The following is a 16,575-nucleotide window of genomic DNA, read 5'->3' on the forward strand; positions in this document are numbered from 1 at the left end:
CATGACCCCTGTCGCACGCCCCTTCCGGGTGCTGCGTTCCAAGCCTTTGTGGATATCCAACGGCGTCATCGTGGGCCTGCTCGCGATGCTGTTCGCCGTGTTCTACATCGGTGCCAACATCGATCCGGCCGGTCACATGCGCCATCTGCCCGTCGGCCTGGTCAATGCCGACAAGGGGGCGACCGTGGGCGGCGAACACGTCAACCTCGGGTCGCAGATCACCGAGTCGATCGAGAAGTCGAAGGCGAGCGGCGACAAGATCGAGTGGAAGGTGATGGGGGAGAACGAACTGAAGAAGGAAATGGGGAAGGGCAAGCTGTACGGCGCGCTCGTCGTCCCCGCTGACTTCAGTACGTCGGTGACTGCGCTCACCACCTCGTCGAGCGGGACACCGGTCCGCCCCGCGCTCAAGGTGCTGACCAATCAGTCCGCAGGAAGCCTGGGTTCCGGCCTGGCCCGGCAGGTCACGACGACGGCCGCCCACAGTGCGTCCGTCTCCGTGGGCAAGAAACTCACGGCCCAGGTCGAGGCTGCCCAGGCGAAGGCCGCCAAGGCTGCGAAAGCCACCAAGGGCAAGGGTGCGAAGGAAACCAAGGGCAAGGGTGTGCAGTACAGGGCCGCTGCCTCGCAGACTCCGCTGCCCGCCGCGGCGCGCCTCCTGCTGGCCGACCCTGCCGCCGTACAGATTGAGGACGGTCATCCGCTCGACTCCCACTCGGGCATGGGGCTGACGGCGTTCTACTACGCCCTCGTCCTGGTCGTGTGCGGCATGCTCTCCGCCAACGTCATCAGCGGCCAGGTGGATCACGCCCTCGGCTACACCCACAGCGACATCGGGCCGCTGCGCAAGCACAACCCGCTGGTGCGAGCGACGCGCGTGCAGACGCTTGCCATGAGCAGCACCCTCGTGATCGGCCTGTCGGTCGTCATGGCCAGTCTCGTCATGGCGGGAGCCATCGGCATCATGGGGATGGATGCCTCCCACCTGCCGCTGCTGTGGCTCTATTCCGTGGCGGCCATCGCGGTCTGCGGGATCGGGGCGCTGGCCCTGCTCGCGGTGTTCGGCACGCCCGGCATGCTGCTCGTCACGCTGTTCTACATCGCGATGGCGGTACCGACGGCGGGGGCCACGACCCCGGTCCAGGCCCTGCCCGGCTTCTACCGGTTCCTCGCGGAGTTCGAGCCGCTGCGGCAGATCACCGGCGGCGTCCGCTCGATCCTCTACTACGACGCCCAGGGCGACGCGGGCCTGACACGCGGCTGGGTCATGATCGGCGTCGGCCTCCTGGTCGCCTGCCTCTTCGGATTCGGTATGACCCGCTTCTACGACCGAAAGGGTCTGCACCGCATCCCGCACGAGGACCGTGAGCCGGAGAGAGCCGCCGTTCCTGCCTGAGGGGCGCACCGGATGGAAATAGCAGGGATAGTCAACTAGTTGAATATTTCCATCCGGTGCTAAATTGAGGCTCATGGCTCTGCGCAATGCGGTGATGGCCGCGCTCTTGGAGGGTGAGGCGTCCGGATACGACCTCGCGAAGGGGTTCGAGTCCTCGGTCGCCAACTTCTGGATGGCCACCCCGCAGCAGATCTACCGCGAGCTGGAGCGCATGGAGAGCGAGGGTCTCGTTGCCGCTCGCATCGTCCAGCAGGAGCGCAGGCCGAACAAGCGGCTCTACACGCTCACCGATGCCGGGTACGCCGCCGTGCACACCTATACGACCGAACCGCCCGCCAAACCGACCGCGATCAGAGACGAACTGCTGGTCAAGGTCCAGTGCGTCGATGTCGGCGACCTCCAGGCCGTACGGCGGGCGATCGCCCAGCGCATGGAACTGGCCGCCGCGAAATTGGTCCGTTTCGAGCGCAAGCGGGAACGCCTGCTGGCCGGCCGCACGGAGGACGAGTACTTCAGCACGGCCGAACGCATCGGCCCCTACCTCACCTTGCTGCGTGGCCTGGCGCTGGAGCAGGAGAACCTCCGGTGGGGCGAGGTCGCGGTGAAGAGGCTCGACCAGCGCACGGCGGCCCTTGCCGCCCGGGTCGACGGATCCTGAGGCTCCGGCGTCCTGCCTCTGCTGTGGGCCCGTCCCTCTGATCAGCGGAAAGCCGGTGCGGGTGCCCTTCCGCCGGCCGCCTCAGGCACCTGCCGCCACGGCCACGCCGAGAGCGAGCAGGACGACGCCGGTGACCACTCCCAGCCCCCGGTTGACCGCCGGCCTGGTCACCAGCGCCCGCCCCCTTTGGATCAGCCAGGAGAAGAGGACGTACCAGCAGGCGGTGACCAGCGCCCACAGCGCGCCCAGGGCGGTGCTGGAGAGGAAGACGGGCCCTGTCCCTGTGACGAACTGCGGCAGGATCGACACGGCGAACACGCCCGCCTTGGGATTGCCGAGGCAGGTGCCGAGCCCCATGGCGTAGCCGCCCCGGAAGCCGGTGCGGCTCGCTTCTCCGCCGGTCGGGGACTCGGTGTTTTCGGAGCCTGAGGTGGGCGAGCACGCGGCCAGCAGTGTCCTTACGCCGAGCGCCACCAACACCACGCCGCCCGCGATGCGGAGGGCCGCGTAAGCCCGCGGACTCGCCAGCAGGACGGCGGACAGGCCGGCAGCCGCCGTCAAGGACCAGAGCAGCAGGCCGGTCGCGTTGCCGGCGATCGTGCCCCGCGCCGTACGCAGACCGCCCGTCAGCACCTGGCGAATCATGACGGCCTGACCGGCACCCGGGAGCATGGCCAGCAGCCATGTGGTGACGAGGAACGCGGGCAGATGGCTGGGCACGGGACGGCCTTCCGGGAGTGTCGGTTCGGCGGACCCGTTCAGGCTCGCCGACCAGCACTCTTAAGAGAAGTTAAGTGACTTCGATGCAGCGTTAAGCTGGCTGCATGCTCGTTGACCCCGGACAGTTGCGGCTGCTCGCCCTGATCGAGGAACTCGGATCGCTGACAGCCGCGGCCCACACGTTGCACCTCACCCCGGCGGCCGTGACACAACAGGTGACCCGGGCCGAACGCGAGTGGCAGGTGCCCCTCGTGGTGCGCGGGCCGCGCGGTGCGACGCTCACCGAGGCCGGTGCTCTGCTCGCCGCGCACGGAAGGACCGTCGAGGAGGCGGCGGAGAAGGCCGCGGCGGAGATGTCCGTGCTGTTGGGCCACCTGTCCCTGCGCCTGCGGATCGGCGCGTTCCAGGCCGCCGCACTGCACCTGGTCCCACCGGCCCTGATCGCACTGCGCCACCGTCATCCGGACGCCGACGTCTCCGTGGTCGACATGCTGTCCGAGCGAGGGCTGGACGAGATCCTCGCCGGCCGGCTCGACATGGCGGTCATCGCCTCCTGGAGCGATTCGCTCACCCTGCCCCCGCAGGTCGCCGGGCACCGGCTGCTGCGCGACCCCATGGTCGTCGTCCTTCCCGACGACCATCCGCTGGCCGCCGGATCGCCCCGCGCCCCGGTGCGCCTGGAGCAGCTGCGCGGCGAGTCGTGGGTCGCGATCGTGGCGGGCCACGCGGCTCGCGAACAACTCGACCGGGCCGCGGGTGCTGCGGGTTTCACGCCCAGGGTCCGCTTCGAGACGGAGTCCTACGACGTCGCCCAGGCCTTCGTCGGCGCGGGCAGCGGCGTCGCTCTGGTCTCGCGCCTCGCACTCACCGGCGCCCCGGGCACCACCCACCGCGAGCTGGCCCGACCGCGCCTCCACCGCGAGATCCACGCGTTGACGCGGGCCGACACGACCCTCACCCCGCTGGTGGAGGTGTTCCTCGGGCTGCTGCGTGACGTCGCACAGGAACGGACCGCGACCTGGCGCGAGACCCGTGCCGGGACGCCTGACGCGGACTGATCCGGCAGTGCGACCGAGCGGCGGTGCGCCTGCAAGGCAGCGATGCGCCTGTTGATGACGGACAACCTCCGGGCGGAGAAGGTCTGTTCAGTCGAGGATCGCGGTGGCTTCGACCTCGACCAGATGATCGGGTACGTCCAGTGCCGAAACGCCCAGCAGAGTGGCCGGCGGTACCGGAGTGAACCCCAGTTTCTCTGCCGCCCGGGTGATCCCCTCGAAGAGCTGGGGCATCTTGTCGGGAGTCCAGTCGACTACGTAGACGGTCAGTTTCGCCACGTCGGCGAAGGAGCCACCGGCCGCGGCCAGGGCGGTGCCGATGTCGAGGTAGCACTGCTCGACCTGAGCGGCGAGGTCACCTGCGCCGACCGTGATCCCCTCGGCATCCCAGGCGACCTGCCCGGCGATGAAGACCAGTTTCGATCCGGACGCGATCGACACCTGCCGGTAGGCGTCGATCTCCGGGAGCCCTTCGGGGTTCAGCAGGGTGATGGCCATGCTGCCGCCTCCTTGTCAGGAGAGCCCGCGGGCTCTCTTCCATCGAACCAATCCGCCAGTGGTTTCTTGTGGTTACTCAGGAACCATAGGAGAGTGGCTGCTGACGTGGAAGAACGCACTATTGAGTGACTGGGGAACCTCATGGTGACCAAGCAGTTCAGCGGCTCGGCCGAGGACGCGGACCTGACGCGCGCGGACTCTCTGGCGCGGGAGATCTTCTCGGACGTCGCCAACAAATGGGCGCTCCTGATCATTGAGGCAGTGGGTGAAGGCACCTTGCGCTTCACCGAATTGCGCAACGAGGTCGCGGGCATCAGCCACAAGATGCTCACCCAGAACCTGCGCATGCTGGAGCGCAACGGGCTGGTCGAGCGGACGGTGCACCCCACCGTGCCGCCGCGGGTCGAGTACACCCTCACCGAACCCGGCCGGGCCCTGCGCGTGACCATCGATGGCATGTGCAACTGGACCCGTCAGTACCTCGGTCACATCGAGTCGTCCCGGCGCCGATTCGACAGCTGACGGGTGGAGCACTCACGCCTGTGTGCGACGGGCCGGGCCACTACGACTCGGCTCTCAGGGCTCCACGCCGCAGCGTCGCGCGATCGCCTCGAGACGCTCCAGCTCGCGTCGCGCTGCTGCCGGGTGGGCGAGGTCGAGGGCCATCCCGGCGCGGGCGGTGATGTAGAGGACGTCCTGGCGGGTGGCCGCGTCGAGGCCGGGGGCGGACCGGAGGCGGCGGTTCGTGACCCGCAGGAAGATTCCGATCTGGTCGAGGCTGTCCCGCAGGTCCAGCGGGATCACCTTCGGCAGTGCGTCCTTGGCGTAGTCGCGCACCTGGCGGTCCGCCTCGCAGGGACGGGGTGGTGAGGGAGCCCAGGGAAGACCGGCTTCCCGGGCGTCGTCGTACATGTCCGCCACCAGGGCGCGTGCGGTGGCGGGATCGCCCTCGGCGGCGGCTGCGCGGGCCGATTCCAGCGTGGAGCGCAGTCGGGCACGGACCTGGGGGTCCTCGCCCGTCCGGGCGTCCAGATAGCCGGACCACACGTCGAACGACTTGCTCAACTCGGCATCCAGCATGACCTTGTACGCGTCCGGCACTCAGCCGCCTCTCCCGTCGGGCCGTCCGCGTGGACGGCAGCGGTACACGATAGGACGGGCGGTGGGCGCACTGCCTGCGAATTTCGCCGGGCCGGCTCAGGCGGTGGGGTCCCGGTGAGAGGAGTGGCCGCGCAGCCTGGTGACGGCAGGTTGTGGGTCGGGATCGCCCCCGCGACGGTGGAGTCCGCGGGGGCGGTCAGGCCTGTCCGGCGGGTGGTGGTCAGCAGTAGAGGTTGCTGCCCGCCGAGGTGCCGAGGATCTGCACGAACCGCTGGTAGGCATCCACGCGGCTCTGCACCTGCGCGGGGTTCTTGCCGTCGCACTCCAGGGAGCCGTTGATGCTGCGGATGGTCTGGCCGAAACCGGCACTGTTGACCATCGCGTTGTGGGGCGTCATCGTGCCGGGTCCCGACTGCGTGTTCCAGTACCAGAGCCCCGTCTTCCAGGCGACGGAGGCGTCGTTCTGGACGAGGTTGGGGTTGTTGAGCAGATCGATGCCGAGCGCGTCGCCCGCAGCCTTGTAGTTGAAGTTCCAGCTGAGCTGGATGGGACCGCGGCCGTAGTAGGCGGACTGACCGGCAGGGCAGCCGTAGGGCTGGCTCCAGTCGCAGTAGTGCGGGTAGTTGGCGGTGTTCTGTTCCACCACGTAGACCAGCCCGCCGGTCTCGTGGTTGACGTTGGCGAGGAAGGCGGCGGCCTCCTGCTTCTTGACGGTGTCGCTGCCGGTGTTGGCGAAGCCCGGGTAGGCGCTCAGGGCGGCCTTGAGGCCACTGTAGGTGTAGAAGGAATTCCGGTTCGGGAACATCTGGTTGAACTGCGCTTCGCTCACGACGAAGCTGCCTGAGGGGTCGGTGGAGCCGCCGTCACAGGCGTAGGGCTCCCAGAACCAGGTGCTGATGGTGGGGTCGTAGCCCGGGTTGTCGTGTTCCGCTATGTAGGCCTTGCCGTCGGTGTACCGGACGATGTCGCCCGTGACGTAGGACCTGCCGGCCGTCCAGCTCGGATAGCTCGAACAGGCAGCGGCGGAAGCGCCTGCGGCCGGCAGCAGCACCGGTGCGGCGGATCCGACCACGATCGCGGCCAAGAGTGCGGAGATGCGACGCTTTGACACAGGGTCAACTCCTTTGCGGCGCAAGGCTGCACCGGAGGCAGGACAGAGTCATGTACGCACGTGCCGACGGGTCGGCCACGGCATCCGGCGCGGCTGCGGTGGGGGGCGTGAAGCCACACTCAACCGCTTTGGTCTGTACCAGTCAAGGGTGTAGACCAGTCGGATCTGACAACGATGGCAGAGAAGGGCGGCCATTCGGCTGGAGTTGTCCCCTGTGCACTCGCCAACGTCCTTGTGGGCGAACCGCCGAGACCGGCAGTGGCGCGGTGATCAATCTCGGGAAGAAGCCGAGTACGGCGGGCTGTTGATGTCGTGGTCAAGCAGCCGGGTTCATGGAGGGGCGGGTTCTGGTGTCGTCTTCGAAGCGGGTCGCGACGGTCGCGGGTACGCAGCTTCCGATCTGCTGTACCTGCGGTGTGCAGTACGGAGCGCCGCGCGCTGATTGCCCGATCTGCCTGGACGAGCGGCAGTACGTCGGTTGGGAGGGGCAACAGTGGACCACACTGGCCGAGTTGCGCGCCGGTGGCCGTCGCGGGCGGCCCGACGCAGAGGGGCCCGGTGTGATCGGGGTCGGTGCGGTGCCGTCGGTGGCCGTGGGCCAGCGTGCGCTGCTGATCCGCTCGCCGTCCGGCAACGTGCTGTGGGACTGCGTGGGCTACCTCTATGACGATCTCGCCGCCGAGATCGAGAATCTGGGTGGGATCTGCGCGATCGCCGTCAGCCATCCGCACTTCTATGGCGTGATGACCGAGTGGGGCCGGGCCTTCGACGCTCCGGTGTACGTCCATGCAGCGGACCGAGAGTGGGTCGGGCGGCCCGATCCGGTGATCGAGTACTGGACGGGCGACACCCACGAGATCGCGCCTGGCATGACACTGATCAACGCGGGCACGCACTTCGCCGGCGGCACCGTGCTGCACTGGGCCGACGACCCGGAGGGGCGAGGCGCGCTGTTCAGCGGGGACATCTTCATGGTGGTGATGGACCGGCGGTGGGTCAGCTTCATGTACAGCGTCCCCAATTTCATTCCGGAGCGACCGAGCACCATCCGCCGCGCGCTTGCGCTGGTCGAGCCTTTCGCCTTCGAGCGCATCTACGGGGCGTTCTGGGGGCGCGTGGTCAGCGCCGACGGGGCGGCTGCGGTTCGGCGTTCCGCGGAACGGTACCTGCGCTTCGTGCTGGAGAACGGCTCGTAGGGGTGCCGGGGCGGATGCGTGCGTGGTCGGGAGCGGTGCCGATTCTCAGGTCAGATTCAGCCCGCCGTCGAGGACGATGACCTCGCCGGTGAGGTAGCTGCTGGCGATCACGGACGCCACCAGGTCGGCCACGTCGGCGGGCTGGGCCGGACGGTGCATGGGCGCGCGGTCCCGCCATAGCTCATGCGCCTGCGCCCAGTCCTTCGTCATCGGCGTGTCCACCAGCCCCGGCGCCACCGCGTTGACCCGCACCTCGGGTCCGAGCGCGGCGGCGAGCAGCCGGGTCACGTGATTCAGCGCGGCCTTGCTCGCCGCGTACGGCACCGACGAACCCTTGGGGCGCACCCCGGCGTGGCTGGTGACGTTCACGATGCTGCCGCCCGCAGGGGATTGACGCAACGCCGGAAGTGCCGCCGTGCACAGCACCCATGGCGCGATCAGGTTGACCTCCAGCAGCTGCCGCCAGTCCGCCGGTGTCGCCGCGGCCAGGTCGTCGTGCGGGATCGGCCAGCTGATGCCGGCGTTGTTCACGAGCACGTCCAGCCGCCCGTACCGGTCGAGCGCCGCCTCGACCAGCCCCCGGGCCTCGTCCTCCACCGCCAGGTCCGCCCGCACGTACGCCCCGCCGAGCTCCGCCGCCAGCGCCTCCCCTGCCTCCGCACTGCGCCGCGAGTGCACGACCACCCGCATCCCGTCCGCCGCGAGCCTCCGCGCGACGGCCTCCCCGATCCCCGACGTGGACCCGCTGACCAGGGCGACGGGCCGATCCGCCTGTTCGATGCTCATGCCTGCGGATCCTGCCACGGCTCGCCAAGCCGTCCGATCCCTACCCCCAGGTGATCCTTTTCCAACTTGGTTGAGCAGGGACGAAGGGTCAGACTGCGGGTGCGTTCCTTGCGTTGAGCGAAGGGGAGTTGATCGAGGCAAGGTCCACGTCGCGGCTGACCGGCGCGCTGTCGGCTCCTGTCCTTCGTCCTCACTCCAGGCCGGGCCCTACCCAGGTGGCCTCACTTCCACGGATCGGTGAACGACCGGCCGGGTACCGGCTTGGCGATGAGCGCTACCGGGATGAAGAAGTTGACCTGGCCGATCACGAACATCAGCGTGGCGAGCGCCTTGCCCTCGTAGTGCTCGGCTGCCTGCGCATACAGCTCATTGGAGACCCTCTCGCCGTCTGCGGACGACTGAAGCACGGCTTCCACCAGTGCCAGCGCGGCACGCTCGGCACCAGTGAAGTACGGCGAGTCCCGCCATGACGCAACCGACGTGATCCGCTCCTCCGACTCCCCGGCCTTGCGCAGGAAGCCCGTGTGCAGAACGGTCAGGTAGGTGCTGCCGACGATCTGACCAGCACGCAGCTGGACCAGGCTGATCGTGGAGCGCGGTACCGAACCGTTGCCGGTGACCTTGAACAGCGCCGCCGACACCTCCGCCAGCTCGGGGACGAGCTCCCCGGGGTCCTCGGACATCCGCGGAACCATCGGGACCTCCGCCGTGATCGAACCTGTCTCCATCGCCATCTCCTTCGGGCTTTCACGTTGCTGTCACTGCCCTGACGGATCGCGACAGAGAAAGGTGACTGACGGAGCGTGCCGCGGACGCGGACGGTCTGTGCGTCGCCGGCGGACGGATCGTTCAGCCAGCCCCCGGCCCGCCCCCGAGCGCCGGGCCGGGAGGTGTGCGGTGTGGTCCCGGTCAGCGTCCGGGCAGTCGGGTGGTGACCTCCTGGACGAACCAGGCGTTGCCGTCCGGGTCCTCGAAGGAGAGGAACGAGCCGTAGCTCTGGCGGTCCGGGGCCGGGCCGTCGACCCGTGCCTCCGTTCCGGCATGGTGGAAGACCCCGCCGGCGTCGTGGAACACCCCGCTCACCGGCACGCCATGGCCGGCCAGGTCGGCCCGCGCCGCCTCGATGTCGTCGACGACCAGCATCATGCCCTGGGCCGATCCGGGTACGGCCGAGGTGATGCCCTTGCCGAAGATGACCGCGGCCGGCGAGCCCGGTGGCGTCATCTGCACCACCCGGAACTCCTCACCGGTGGCGAAGTCGGCGTCCTCGCGCCAGCCCAGCCCCTTGTAGAAGGCCTTGGCCCGGTCCACGTCACCGACCGGAATCACCAGCACCTCAAGCTTGTAGTCCACGACCGTTGCTCCTCTCGCACAGGATTGGCATGTCCTCAGGGGCCGCCCCGGACGTCTCGTCTCGCGCCCGTGAGCGCCCCGGTCGACACCCTGTCCCACACCCGGGCCCGGGCCCCGGGTGGTCCTCGGCGCGTCGGCGGGATTCCCCCGGGCGCACGGACCCATGCCGGGAAACGTCATCCGGTTCAGCTTTCCCTGACCTCGGGGGCTGCGCACCGGATGAGTCCGCAACGCTGCGGATCCTGATCGACCGTGGCGCGCGTCCCGAATACGCGGCCGCCGCCGTCGAGAGGCTGCTCCCGACCGTGTGAACTGCCGCACCGTGCAGAGGTGTTGCCTTCGACATGGTGCGGTGTGCTCGGCGTACGGTTCGGCTGCTACCCGGTCGGCATCCTGGAGCCGGGGTAACGAGCGCCGGCTGCGCCGTGGGGGAGGATCTCCTCGATCCGGGCGAGGTCCCCGGCGTCAAGGGTGACCTGCGCGGTCGCGACGTTCTCCGAGAGGCGGCCGGGGCTGCGGGTGCCGAATACGGGCACGATGCCGTCGCCTCGGGCCAGCAACCAGGCGGGGGCCAGTTGCGTGACCGCGACGCCCTTGGCCCGCGCCAGTTCGGTCAGCGCCCGGACGGCGGCCAGGTTCTTCTCGTAGTTCCCCGGCTGCCAGCGTCGTCGAAGCTGTGCATGCCGTCCGCGGGACAGTCGGCGGCGGGCTTCACTGCACCGGTGAGGAAGCCGCGGCCGAGCGGCGAGTACGGCACGAAGCCGATGCCCAGCACACGCACCACCGGCAGGGCCTCGGCCTCCACGGCCCACTCGAACGCCGAGCACTCGGTCTGCAGCATGGACACCGGGTGCACGGCGTGCGCGCGGCGGATGACGTCGGGGCCTGCCTCGCTCAGACCGAAGCAGCGGACCTTGCCTTCGGTGATCTGTTCGCCGAGCGTTCGCGGAAGCTCCGCACGGCCCGGTCGAGGAGCTGCTCGTTGCTGCCCGTGCGCATGCCGTACATCTCGGCCGTGTCGAAGAGGGTGACACCGAGTTCGTAGGCGCGGTGGATGGTGGCGATACCGGCCCGCTCGTCCGCGGTGCCGTAGGCCATGGTCATGCCCATCGTGCCTCGTGGTTCTGCGGCCGTCCTCTGGCCAGGCGGATCGGGCAGGCAGGCTCGCCGTCAAGGCCATGGAACGGGGGACACTTACGGCTGGGGCGGTCGACTCCACGACTTCATAGGTCGTGCAGGGCCGCCAACGGCTTCCCGGCGAGCGGCCCAATCGCCTTGGCCTGCCGGACCGCCCTATCCCCGACTGCGTCAGGCGCGGTCAGCACCCCACGCTCGGTCACCGTCCCATCCACCATCCGGAAGCCTCCTCGTAGCGTCCACCACTACGGACATTTTCAGGCACCCATTCTTGATCTTGCTCGGGCAAAGGGTCGTTCGTGAGAGTAGCTGCGTGGGCCCCGCGGCATACGTCACCGGTTCCAGGCCGCTGTCACCGTACTGATCGACGACGAATGACTCCGCTGATCAGCGTCGCAGCACGTTTCAGGGGCTTCCAGCGCCACCCGCCGTATCGGGCGAGGGCCTCGGACAATTCGGTCCGCTGCTCATGCGCCATGGGGCCCAGGACACAGACCGGGGTCGGACTCGGGTTGCTGGAGGCGGGACGGGCCGGCAGCTGCGGGTAGGGCCAGCCCGCCGGCGCCGGCGGGGCAGAGGCGGAGGCAGGCGTGAACTCCAGGGAGAGCGTGGTGAACTGGTAGGGACCCCGGTATCGGAACTCCCTGATGGTGACGTAGTTGATCCTGTCCCAGGTGAACTCACGGCGTCCGGCGGCGCCGGTGGTCATGATGTAGTTCGGGCCGACGTGCAAGGCCCACCCCGGAATCACGTCGGGCACGTGCGCAAACTTCTTTGTTCTGCGGGCCTCTACAGCGAGACAGACAGGGAGGATGAGGGTCAGCGCGCAAATGATCAGGAAAGTGATCCAGCCTCCGGTCTGGTCGCCCGCGTGGAAGCCGGGGCCCAGTGCTGCCACGACAGCGACGAGCGGGACCGTCACCGCCGCCGTGGCAACTGCCCATCCCGCGTATGACTGCCAGGAGCGCGTGGGGACCTTCTCGGTGTAGCTGTCCAGGGGCTCTTTGCCCGTCCAGGCGGCTTCGAACGGGCCATCGTTGGCGGCCGGTTGCGGCTGGGAGACAGTTGTGGCCGTCAGGTGCCGGTTGCGCAGAAGGACGAGCGCGTCGGCGACGGTGAGGCGGGCGTCGGGGTCCTTGGCCAGCAGGCCGAGGATCAGCGGTGCGAACTGCCCGGCGCGCTGGAGCGGCGGGGGCTCGTCCATGGCGAGGGCGGCCAGGGTGGCGGCCTGGGAGTCGCGCAGGAAGGGTGAGGCGTCCTCGACGGCACGGAACAGGGTCACGCCGAGGGCGAACAGGTCGCTCGCCGGTGTGACGCCGGCGCCGCCCAGGCGTTCGGGGGCGAGGTACTCCAAGGTGCCGATGATCTCGCCGGTCACGGTGAGGCGGGCATCGGCCTGATGGGAGGCAATGCCGAAGTCGGTCAGCAGGATCCGGCCGTCAGTGGACAGCATGATGTTCGCGGGCTTCACGTCGCGGTGGACGATGCCGGCCCGATGCGCTGCCTCCAGCGCCTTCAGCAGGGCCTCGGCCAGCTCGGCGGCCTCGTTCGGCGCCAGTGGGCCCTTGTCGAGCCGGTTCTCCAGGGAGCCGCCGTCGATCAGTTCCATCACGATCCAGGGCCTGTCGTCCTCGATGGCAACGTCGTAGACGGGGACGATGTTGGGGTGGTGGCGCAGCTTGGCGGCGTTGCGGGCCTCCCGCTCGGCGTACTTGAGGCGTCTGGCGTGCTCGTCGCGGTTGGCAGCGGGGGGAAGGAGGACTTCCTTGACGACCACGTCGGCGTCCAGGCGCTCGTCGTGGGCGTGCCAGACCCGGCCGAAGCCGCCGTCGGCGAGGGGGTGTTGGAGTCGGTAGCGGCCCGCGATCAGCCGTTGCGTGCCGGGCATCCAGTCAGTTCCGTTCCGTGCGCAGGTGCTCGTCGGGGCCGTCGCCGTCCTCTACCGGTTGCCCCGGGGGTAGCGGCATGAGGGTGGCGATCGCCTGTCCGTGGTCGGTGAGGATGACAGGCACGCGGGTGGCGGCGACCTGGCGGGCGAGGTCGCCCAGGATCGGCTGCGCGCGGGTGATCGACAACGCCTCGGTCATGAAGCTAGTTTGACGAGGCGTCATGTGTCTGCGGAAGGGGTGCGGCCTGAGCAAGCCGGGGCGCCGCCAGCGCGAACACCGTGCCCGCACCGTCGAGCGGCTCACCGCCGTCATCGCCTCCGCCCTGCTGCGCGCCGAGCTGCAGGAGAAGCCGGTCTACTACCGGGCCGAAGCGCTCCGCGACATCGGACGCACCGAGGACTCATGCCGCGGGTACCAGCAGGTGGTCGACGGCGGGAGCCGCCTGGCGCAGGCCGCCCGCCGCTGACTGGCGCAGGCCGCCCGCCCGGCCGGCGACTTCCCGGCCACGCTCGCCGCCGCACGAACCCTCGGGTGAGAGGGCCGCCACCGGCGCGTCCTCGGTGACCTGTACTGGACGCAGGGAGAGCACAGCGCGCGGCCGAGGCGTACCTGGCCGGGCGCCTCGAAGCCGAACTGCACGCCAAAGCCGACGAAGACGCACACAACCAGGTCCTGCGCGCTCTCGCCCCGCGTTCGCCGACCCCCGTCAGGCCGACGACGAACTCGCCCCGCCGGCGCACCCGGGATCACGCCGAAGCCCCGGCCAGGGCCGGTTGACCATGCTGCCGGTGCGTTGGTCCTACTGGCCCGGCAGCAGGACCAACGACGTCACAGCTCGTCATTCAGCAGCGCATACATGAACATGTCCCGGCGTTCGTCCCCCACCTGCTGCCACCCCCGCAGCAGCCCCTCCCGTCGGAAGCCAGCACGCTCGGCAGTGCGCACGGAGGCTGTGTTCCACGGCTCCACCCACAGTTCAAGTCGCGGGATCCGCAAATCACGCAAGGCCCAGCCGGCCACTGCGTCGACGGCAGCCACGGCCGCACCCTGACCACGCGCCGACTTGACGACCCAGTAACCCAGCGAGGCACGGCCCTGTTCCAGGTCCCGCAGCCACAACCCCACCTGTCCGACAGGGCGATCGTCAGAGGTCACAATGACGAACGTATACCCAGCCCTTGTGGTCGCCCGGCTCCACTGCCGCTCGATGAACGCGACGCCCGCCGGCTCGGTATAGGGCGACGGCACCGTCGTGATCAACGGGATGTAGTCGTCTTCCGACGCCTCATCGACCAGGGGAAGGTCCGAAAGGCGCCACGGCCGAAGCGTGAATCCACCACCAGCGGCCAGTTCAGGCACGTCAAGAGGTTGCTCCATCCGCCCATCGTGCCGTGGTTCCAGACCAGTCCGCACCTGGGGCACGACAGGGGCCGGCCGCCCATGCACCCAAGTGAACGTCCTCGCACGTACCCCGACACTGCACCACCACGGTTGGAAAGCGTGTGGGTCGCCGCTGACGCTTGGGCCGGCGACACCACCAGTCGAGGCGGCTAGGTTGAGATCGTGGACGATGAAGCGATCACCATCAGGCTCACGCGCGATCAAGCGTTCGTACTGTCGAACCGGGGCTGTACCTGGTGATGTTCCCGTCCGACGACCTTGAGGGCATCATGCGCGGCCGAGCCGTCTGGTCACACGTTCGTCAAGTGAGGCCGCTCCCGCACAGCAACACTTCCCAGGCCGACGGCGCCGACTTCCAGATCCTGGGTGCCGAGCGTGCGGTGGGGGAGGTCGATCGACGTGAAGCACGAGCCGATGGTCTGCTTCATCGCCGACGGCACCAAGCGCACCGCGGCGTGCTGCGCCACTGGTCGGCGGCCGACTCCGCCGCCTCCCGGAGCCGCAAGGCGGCCCGCCGGATCTGCGACCACTCCGTCGAACCGCTCGGCATCGACGAGATCGCCCAGGTGGCCCGTATGAGCCCGGCCACGCTGCACCGCCGCTTCAGGGCGACCACCGGGATGAGCCCGCTGAGGATCCAGAAGCACCTGCGGCTGCAGGAGGCGCCACGGCGGCTCAGGTCACCCAGGCGGTCGGATACGTCAGCGCCACCCAGTTCAACCGCGAGTACCGCCGCGCCTATGGGCTGCCTCCCGGTCAGAACGCCGCCCGGCTGCGCACCCGGCTCGCCGAGACCCGGCAGGCGCCGGTGCTGGTCGACGGGGCGGGGCACGAAGCCATAGCAGGCTCTTCGAGGTCCTGCAGGGGACGGTCGGTCCCGGCAGCAGATGTCCGACCTGCGCCAGGTGGGCGCGCCTTCCGTCCTCGGCGGGGAGGCGTCGCGTCCAGGGCATGGACCCTTGGGTTTAGTAGGACGTCCAACTATATAGTTGCGAGCAACCAACGAGATCATGTGGGTCATCGTGGCCCGCGGCCTGACGGAGGCGTTCGGATGACCGGCAGCGAGGAAGCCGTCCTGTTCCACCTCACCGGACGGGCGGCCCGCATCACTCTCAACCGCCCCAAGGCCCTCAACGCCCTCAACCACGTGATGGTGCGGCGCATCGACGAGGCACTCACCGCCTGGGCCCACGATCCGGCCGTGGAGAGCGTGGTCATCACCGGTGCGGGGGAGCGCGGCCTGTGTGCGGGCGGCGACATCCGTGCCGTCCACGACGACGCCCGCGACGGCGACGGCACCGCCGCGGCCGCGTTCTGGCGCGACGAGTACCGTCTCAACGCCCGTATCGCCCGCTGTCCCAAGCCGTACGTCGCCCTCATGGACGGCATCGTCATGGGCGGTGGTGTCGGCCTTTCGGCGCACGGCAGCGTCCGGGTCGTCACCGAGCGGTCGCAGATCGCCATGCCGGAGACCGGTATCGGCTTCGTACCCGACGTCGGCGGCACCTACCTGCTCGCCCTCGCTCCGGGCGAGCTGGGCACCCATCTTGCCCTGACCGGCGCGAAGATCGGCGCCGGCGACGCCCTGCTGTGCGGACTCGCCGACCACTACATGCCGTCCGACTCGCTCCGGGACTTCGCCGACGACCTCGCCGACCTGCCCGTGACCGAGGCACTCGCCCGGCACGTGCAGCCGGCGCCTTCGGGGCAACTCGCCGCACAGCGCAAGTGGATCGACGCCTGCTACTCCGCCGACGCGGTCGAGGAGATCCTCGACCGGCTGCTCCGCCACGGCGACCCGGCCGCCAAGGAAGCGGCGGAGACCCTGGTCACCAGATCGCCCACCGCCCTCAAGGTCACCCTGGCCGCCCTGCGCCGCGCCCGTCGGCTCGGTCCGCTGGAACGTGTCCTGGAGCAGGAGTACCGCGTCTCCTGCGCCTTCCTTTCCGCCCCCGACCTGGTGGAGGGCATCCGCGCGCAGATCATCGACAAGGACCGCAACCCGAGCTGGTCCCCGGCCACCCTGGCCGAGGTGACCGACGCCGACGTCGAACGCTGCTTCACCCCGCTCGGCGACCGCGAACTCGGGCTCGCCGGCCCCGACTCCAGCGCGGGGGCGGCCGGTTGAGGCGGACCGTCGCGTCCACCTGACTCGGACATCACCACGCTGCCCGCCGTCCGAGAGGAAGATCACGGCTGGTGGGGGTGGTCTTGGCCGTGCACGTGTCACGCGGTACGGTCTGTCCGGTATCGACGACGGCGAGACGGAAGCCG

Annotated in this window: 19 protein-coding genes and 1 pseudogene; 8 read left to right on the plus strand and 12 right to left on the minus strand. The window is 69.3% G+C overall.

The genetic code is table 11. The features are described 5' to 3' along the window. The first annotated feature begins 1 nt into the window (after position 1). On the plus strand, positions 2 to 1,396 hold the full coding sequence (locus tag ABZ471_RS34125; RefSeq protein ID WP_359071962.1) for a DUF3533 domain-containing protein: 1,395 nt from the start codon (positions 2 to 4) through the stop codon (positions 1,394 to 1,396). Between the two features lie 73 nt (positions 1,397 to 1,469). After that, a complete protein-coding gene (locus tag ABZ471_RS34130) occupies positions 1,470 to 2,054 on the plus strand; it encodes a PadR family transcriptional regulator (protein ID WP_359071963.1) in 585 nt (194 codons plus the stop codon). Positions 2,055 to 2,135: 81 nt separating this feature from the next. On the opposite strand, the gene ABZ471_RS34135 is transcribed toward ABZ471_RS34130, so the two are convergent. After that, on the minus strand, positions 2,136 to 2,774 hold the full coding sequence (locus ABZ471_RS34135) for a LysE family translocator (RefSeq protein ID WP_359071964.1): 639 nt from the start codon (positions 2,772 to 2,774) through the stop codon (positions 2,136 to 2,138). A gap of 104 nt (positions 2,775 to 2,878) precedes the next feature. Between ABZ471_RS34135 and ABZ471_RS34140 the strand changes: the two genes are divergently transcribed. Continuing rightward, the gene (locus tag ABZ471_RS34140; RefSeq protein ID WP_359071965.1) at positions 2,879 to 3,832 is read left to right on the plus strand and encodes a LysR family transcriptional regulator; all 954 of its coding nucleotides are present in this window, start codon (positions 2,879 to 2,881) and stop codon (positions 3,830 to 3,832) included. Between the two features lie 87 nt (positions 3,833 to 3,919). Here ABZ471_RS34140 and ABZ471_RS34145 read toward each other — a convergent pair whose 3' ends face one another. Continuing rightward, positions 3,920 to 4,327, minus strand: coding sequence for a RidA family protein (locus ABZ471_RS34145; protein WP_359071967.1), 408 nt, complete (start codon positions 4,325 to 4,327; stop codon positions 3,920 to 3,922). Positions 4,328 to 4,468: 141 nt separating this feature from the next. Between ABZ471_RS34145 and ABZ471_RS34150 the strand changes: the two genes are divergently transcribed. Further along, positions 4,469 to 4,849, plus strand: a complete 381-nt coding sequence (locus tag ABZ471_RS34150) for a helix-turn-helix domain-containing protein (RefSeq protein WP_359071969.1) — start codon at positions 4,469 to 4,471, stop codon at positions 4,847 to 4,849. Between the two features lie 54 nt (positions 4,850 to 4,903). Here the strand turns inward: ABZ471_RS34150 and ABZ471_RS34155 are convergent, their stop codons facing one another. Then, positions 4,904 to 5,428: a hypothetical protein gene (locus ABZ471_RS34155; protein ID WP_359071971.1), complete on the minus strand. Its 525-nt coding sequence runs from the start codon at positions 5,426 to 5,428 to the stop codon at positions 4,904 to 4,906. A gap of 220 nt (positions 5,429 to 5,648) precedes the next feature. After that, entirely contained in the window at positions 5,649 to 6,539 is an 891-nt protein-coding gene (locus ABZ471_RS34160; protein WP_359071973.1) for a glycoside hydrolase family 19 protein, read from the minus strand. Between the two features lie 350 nt (positions 6,540 to 6,889). On the opposite strand from ABZ471_RS34160, the gene ABZ471_RS34165 reads away from it, so the two are divergent. After that, a complete protein-coding gene (locus tag ABZ471_RS34165) occupies positions 6,890 to 7,735 on the plus strand; it encodes an MBL fold metallo-hydrolase (protein WP_359071975.1) in 846 nt (281 codons plus the stop codon). A gap of 45 nt (positions 7,736 to 7,780) precedes the next feature. On the opposite strand, the gene ABZ471_RS34170 is transcribed toward ABZ471_RS34165, so the two are convergent. From ABZ471_RS34170 to ABZ471_RS34195, 6 genes and pseudogenes are all read right to left on the minus strand, one after another. Next, complete coding sequence (locus ABZ471_RS34170) at positions 7,781 to 8,521, minus strand: SDR family oxidoreductase (protein ID WP_359071977.1); 741 nt, start codon at positions 8,519 to 8,521, stop codon at positions 7,781 to 7,783. 221 nt (positions 8,522 to 8,742) lie between these two features. Continuing rightward, positions 8,743 to 9,249: a carboxymuconolactone decarboxylase family protein gene (locus tag ABZ471_RS34175; RefSeq protein ID WP_359071980.1), complete on the minus strand. Its 507-nt coding sequence runs from the start codon at positions 9,247 to 9,249 to the stop codon at positions 8,743 to 8,745. A 181-nt stretch (positions 9,250 to 9,430) separates the two neighbouring features. Continuing rightward, positions 9,431 to 9,874, minus strand: a complete 444-nt coding sequence (locus tag ABZ471_RS34180) for a VOC family protein (protein WP_359071982.1) — start codon at positions 9,872 to 9,874, stop codon at positions 9,431 to 9,433. Positions 9,875 to 10,251: 377 nt separating this feature from the next. Beyond that, positions 10,252 to 10,984 (minus strand): annotated as a pseudogene (locus tag ABZ471_RS34185) (aldo/keto reductase). Between the two features lie 379 nt (positions 10,985 to 11,363). Beyond that, positions 11,364 to 12,899, minus strand: coding sequence for a serine/threonine-protein kinase (locus tag ABZ471_RS34190; RefSeq protein ID WP_359071984.1), 1,536 nt, complete (start codon positions 12,897 to 12,899; stop codon positions 11,364 to 11,366). Positions 12,900 to 12,903: 4 nt separating this feature from the next. After that, entirely contained in the window at positions 12,904 to 13,098 is a 195-nt protein-coding gene (locus ABZ471_RS34195) for a hypothetical protein (RefSeq protein WP_359071986.1), read from the minus strand. A 22-nt stretch (positions 13,099 to 13,120) separates the two neighbouring features. Here ABZ471_RS34195 and ABZ471_RS34200 point away from each other — a divergent pair, with 22 nt between their 5' ends. Then, positions 13,121 to 13,366 carry a hypothetical protein gene (locus ABZ471_RS34200; protein WP_359071987.1) on the plus strand — a complete coding sequence of 82 codons (246 nt, stop codon included), beginning with the start codon at positions 13,121 to 13,123 and terminating at the stop codon, positions 13,364 to 13,366. A gap of 362 nt (positions 13,367 to 13,728) precedes the next feature. On the opposite strand, the gene ABZ471_RS34205 is transcribed toward ABZ471_RS34200, so the two are convergent. Both ABZ471_RS34205 and ABZ471_RS34210 read right to left on the minus strand, forming a co-directional pair. Next, entirely contained in the window at positions 13,729 to 14,259 is a 531-nt protein-coding gene (locus ABZ471_RS34205; protein WP_359071989.1) for a GNAT family protein, read from the minus strand. 332 nt (positions 14,260 to 14,591) lie between these two features. After that, positions 14,592 to 14,768 carry a hypothetical protein gene (locus tag ABZ471_RS34210; protein WP_359071995.1) on the minus strand — a complete coding sequence of 59 codons (177 nt, stop codon included), beginning with the start codon at positions 14,766 to 14,768 and terminating at the stop codon, positions 14,592 to 14,594. 108 nt (positions 14,769 to 14,876) lie between these two features. Between ABZ471_RS34210 and ABZ471_RS34215 the strand changes: the two genes are divergently transcribed. Continuing rightward, positions 14,877 to 15,143 carry a hypothetical protein gene (locus ABZ471_RS34215; protein WP_359071994.1) on the plus strand — a complete coding sequence of 89 codons (267 nt, stop codon included), beginning with the start codon at positions 14,877 to 14,879 and terminating at the stop codon, positions 15,141 to 15,143. A gap of 209 nt (positions 15,144 to 15,352) precedes the next feature. Continuing rightward, positions 15,353 to 16,429, plus strand: a complete 1,077-nt coding sequence (locus ABZ471_RS34220) for an enoyl-CoA hydratase/isomerase family protein (RefSeq protein WP_359071990.1) — start codon at positions 15,353 to 15,355, stop codon at positions 16,427 to 16,429. Positions 16,430 to 16,575 lie beyond the last annotated feature (146 nt).

The organism is Streptomyces sp. NPDC005728, from assembly GCF_040630895.1.
In the GTDB taxonomy this organism is placed as follows: Bacteria; Actinomycetota; Actinomycetes; order Streptomycetales; family Streptomycetaceae; genus Streptomyces.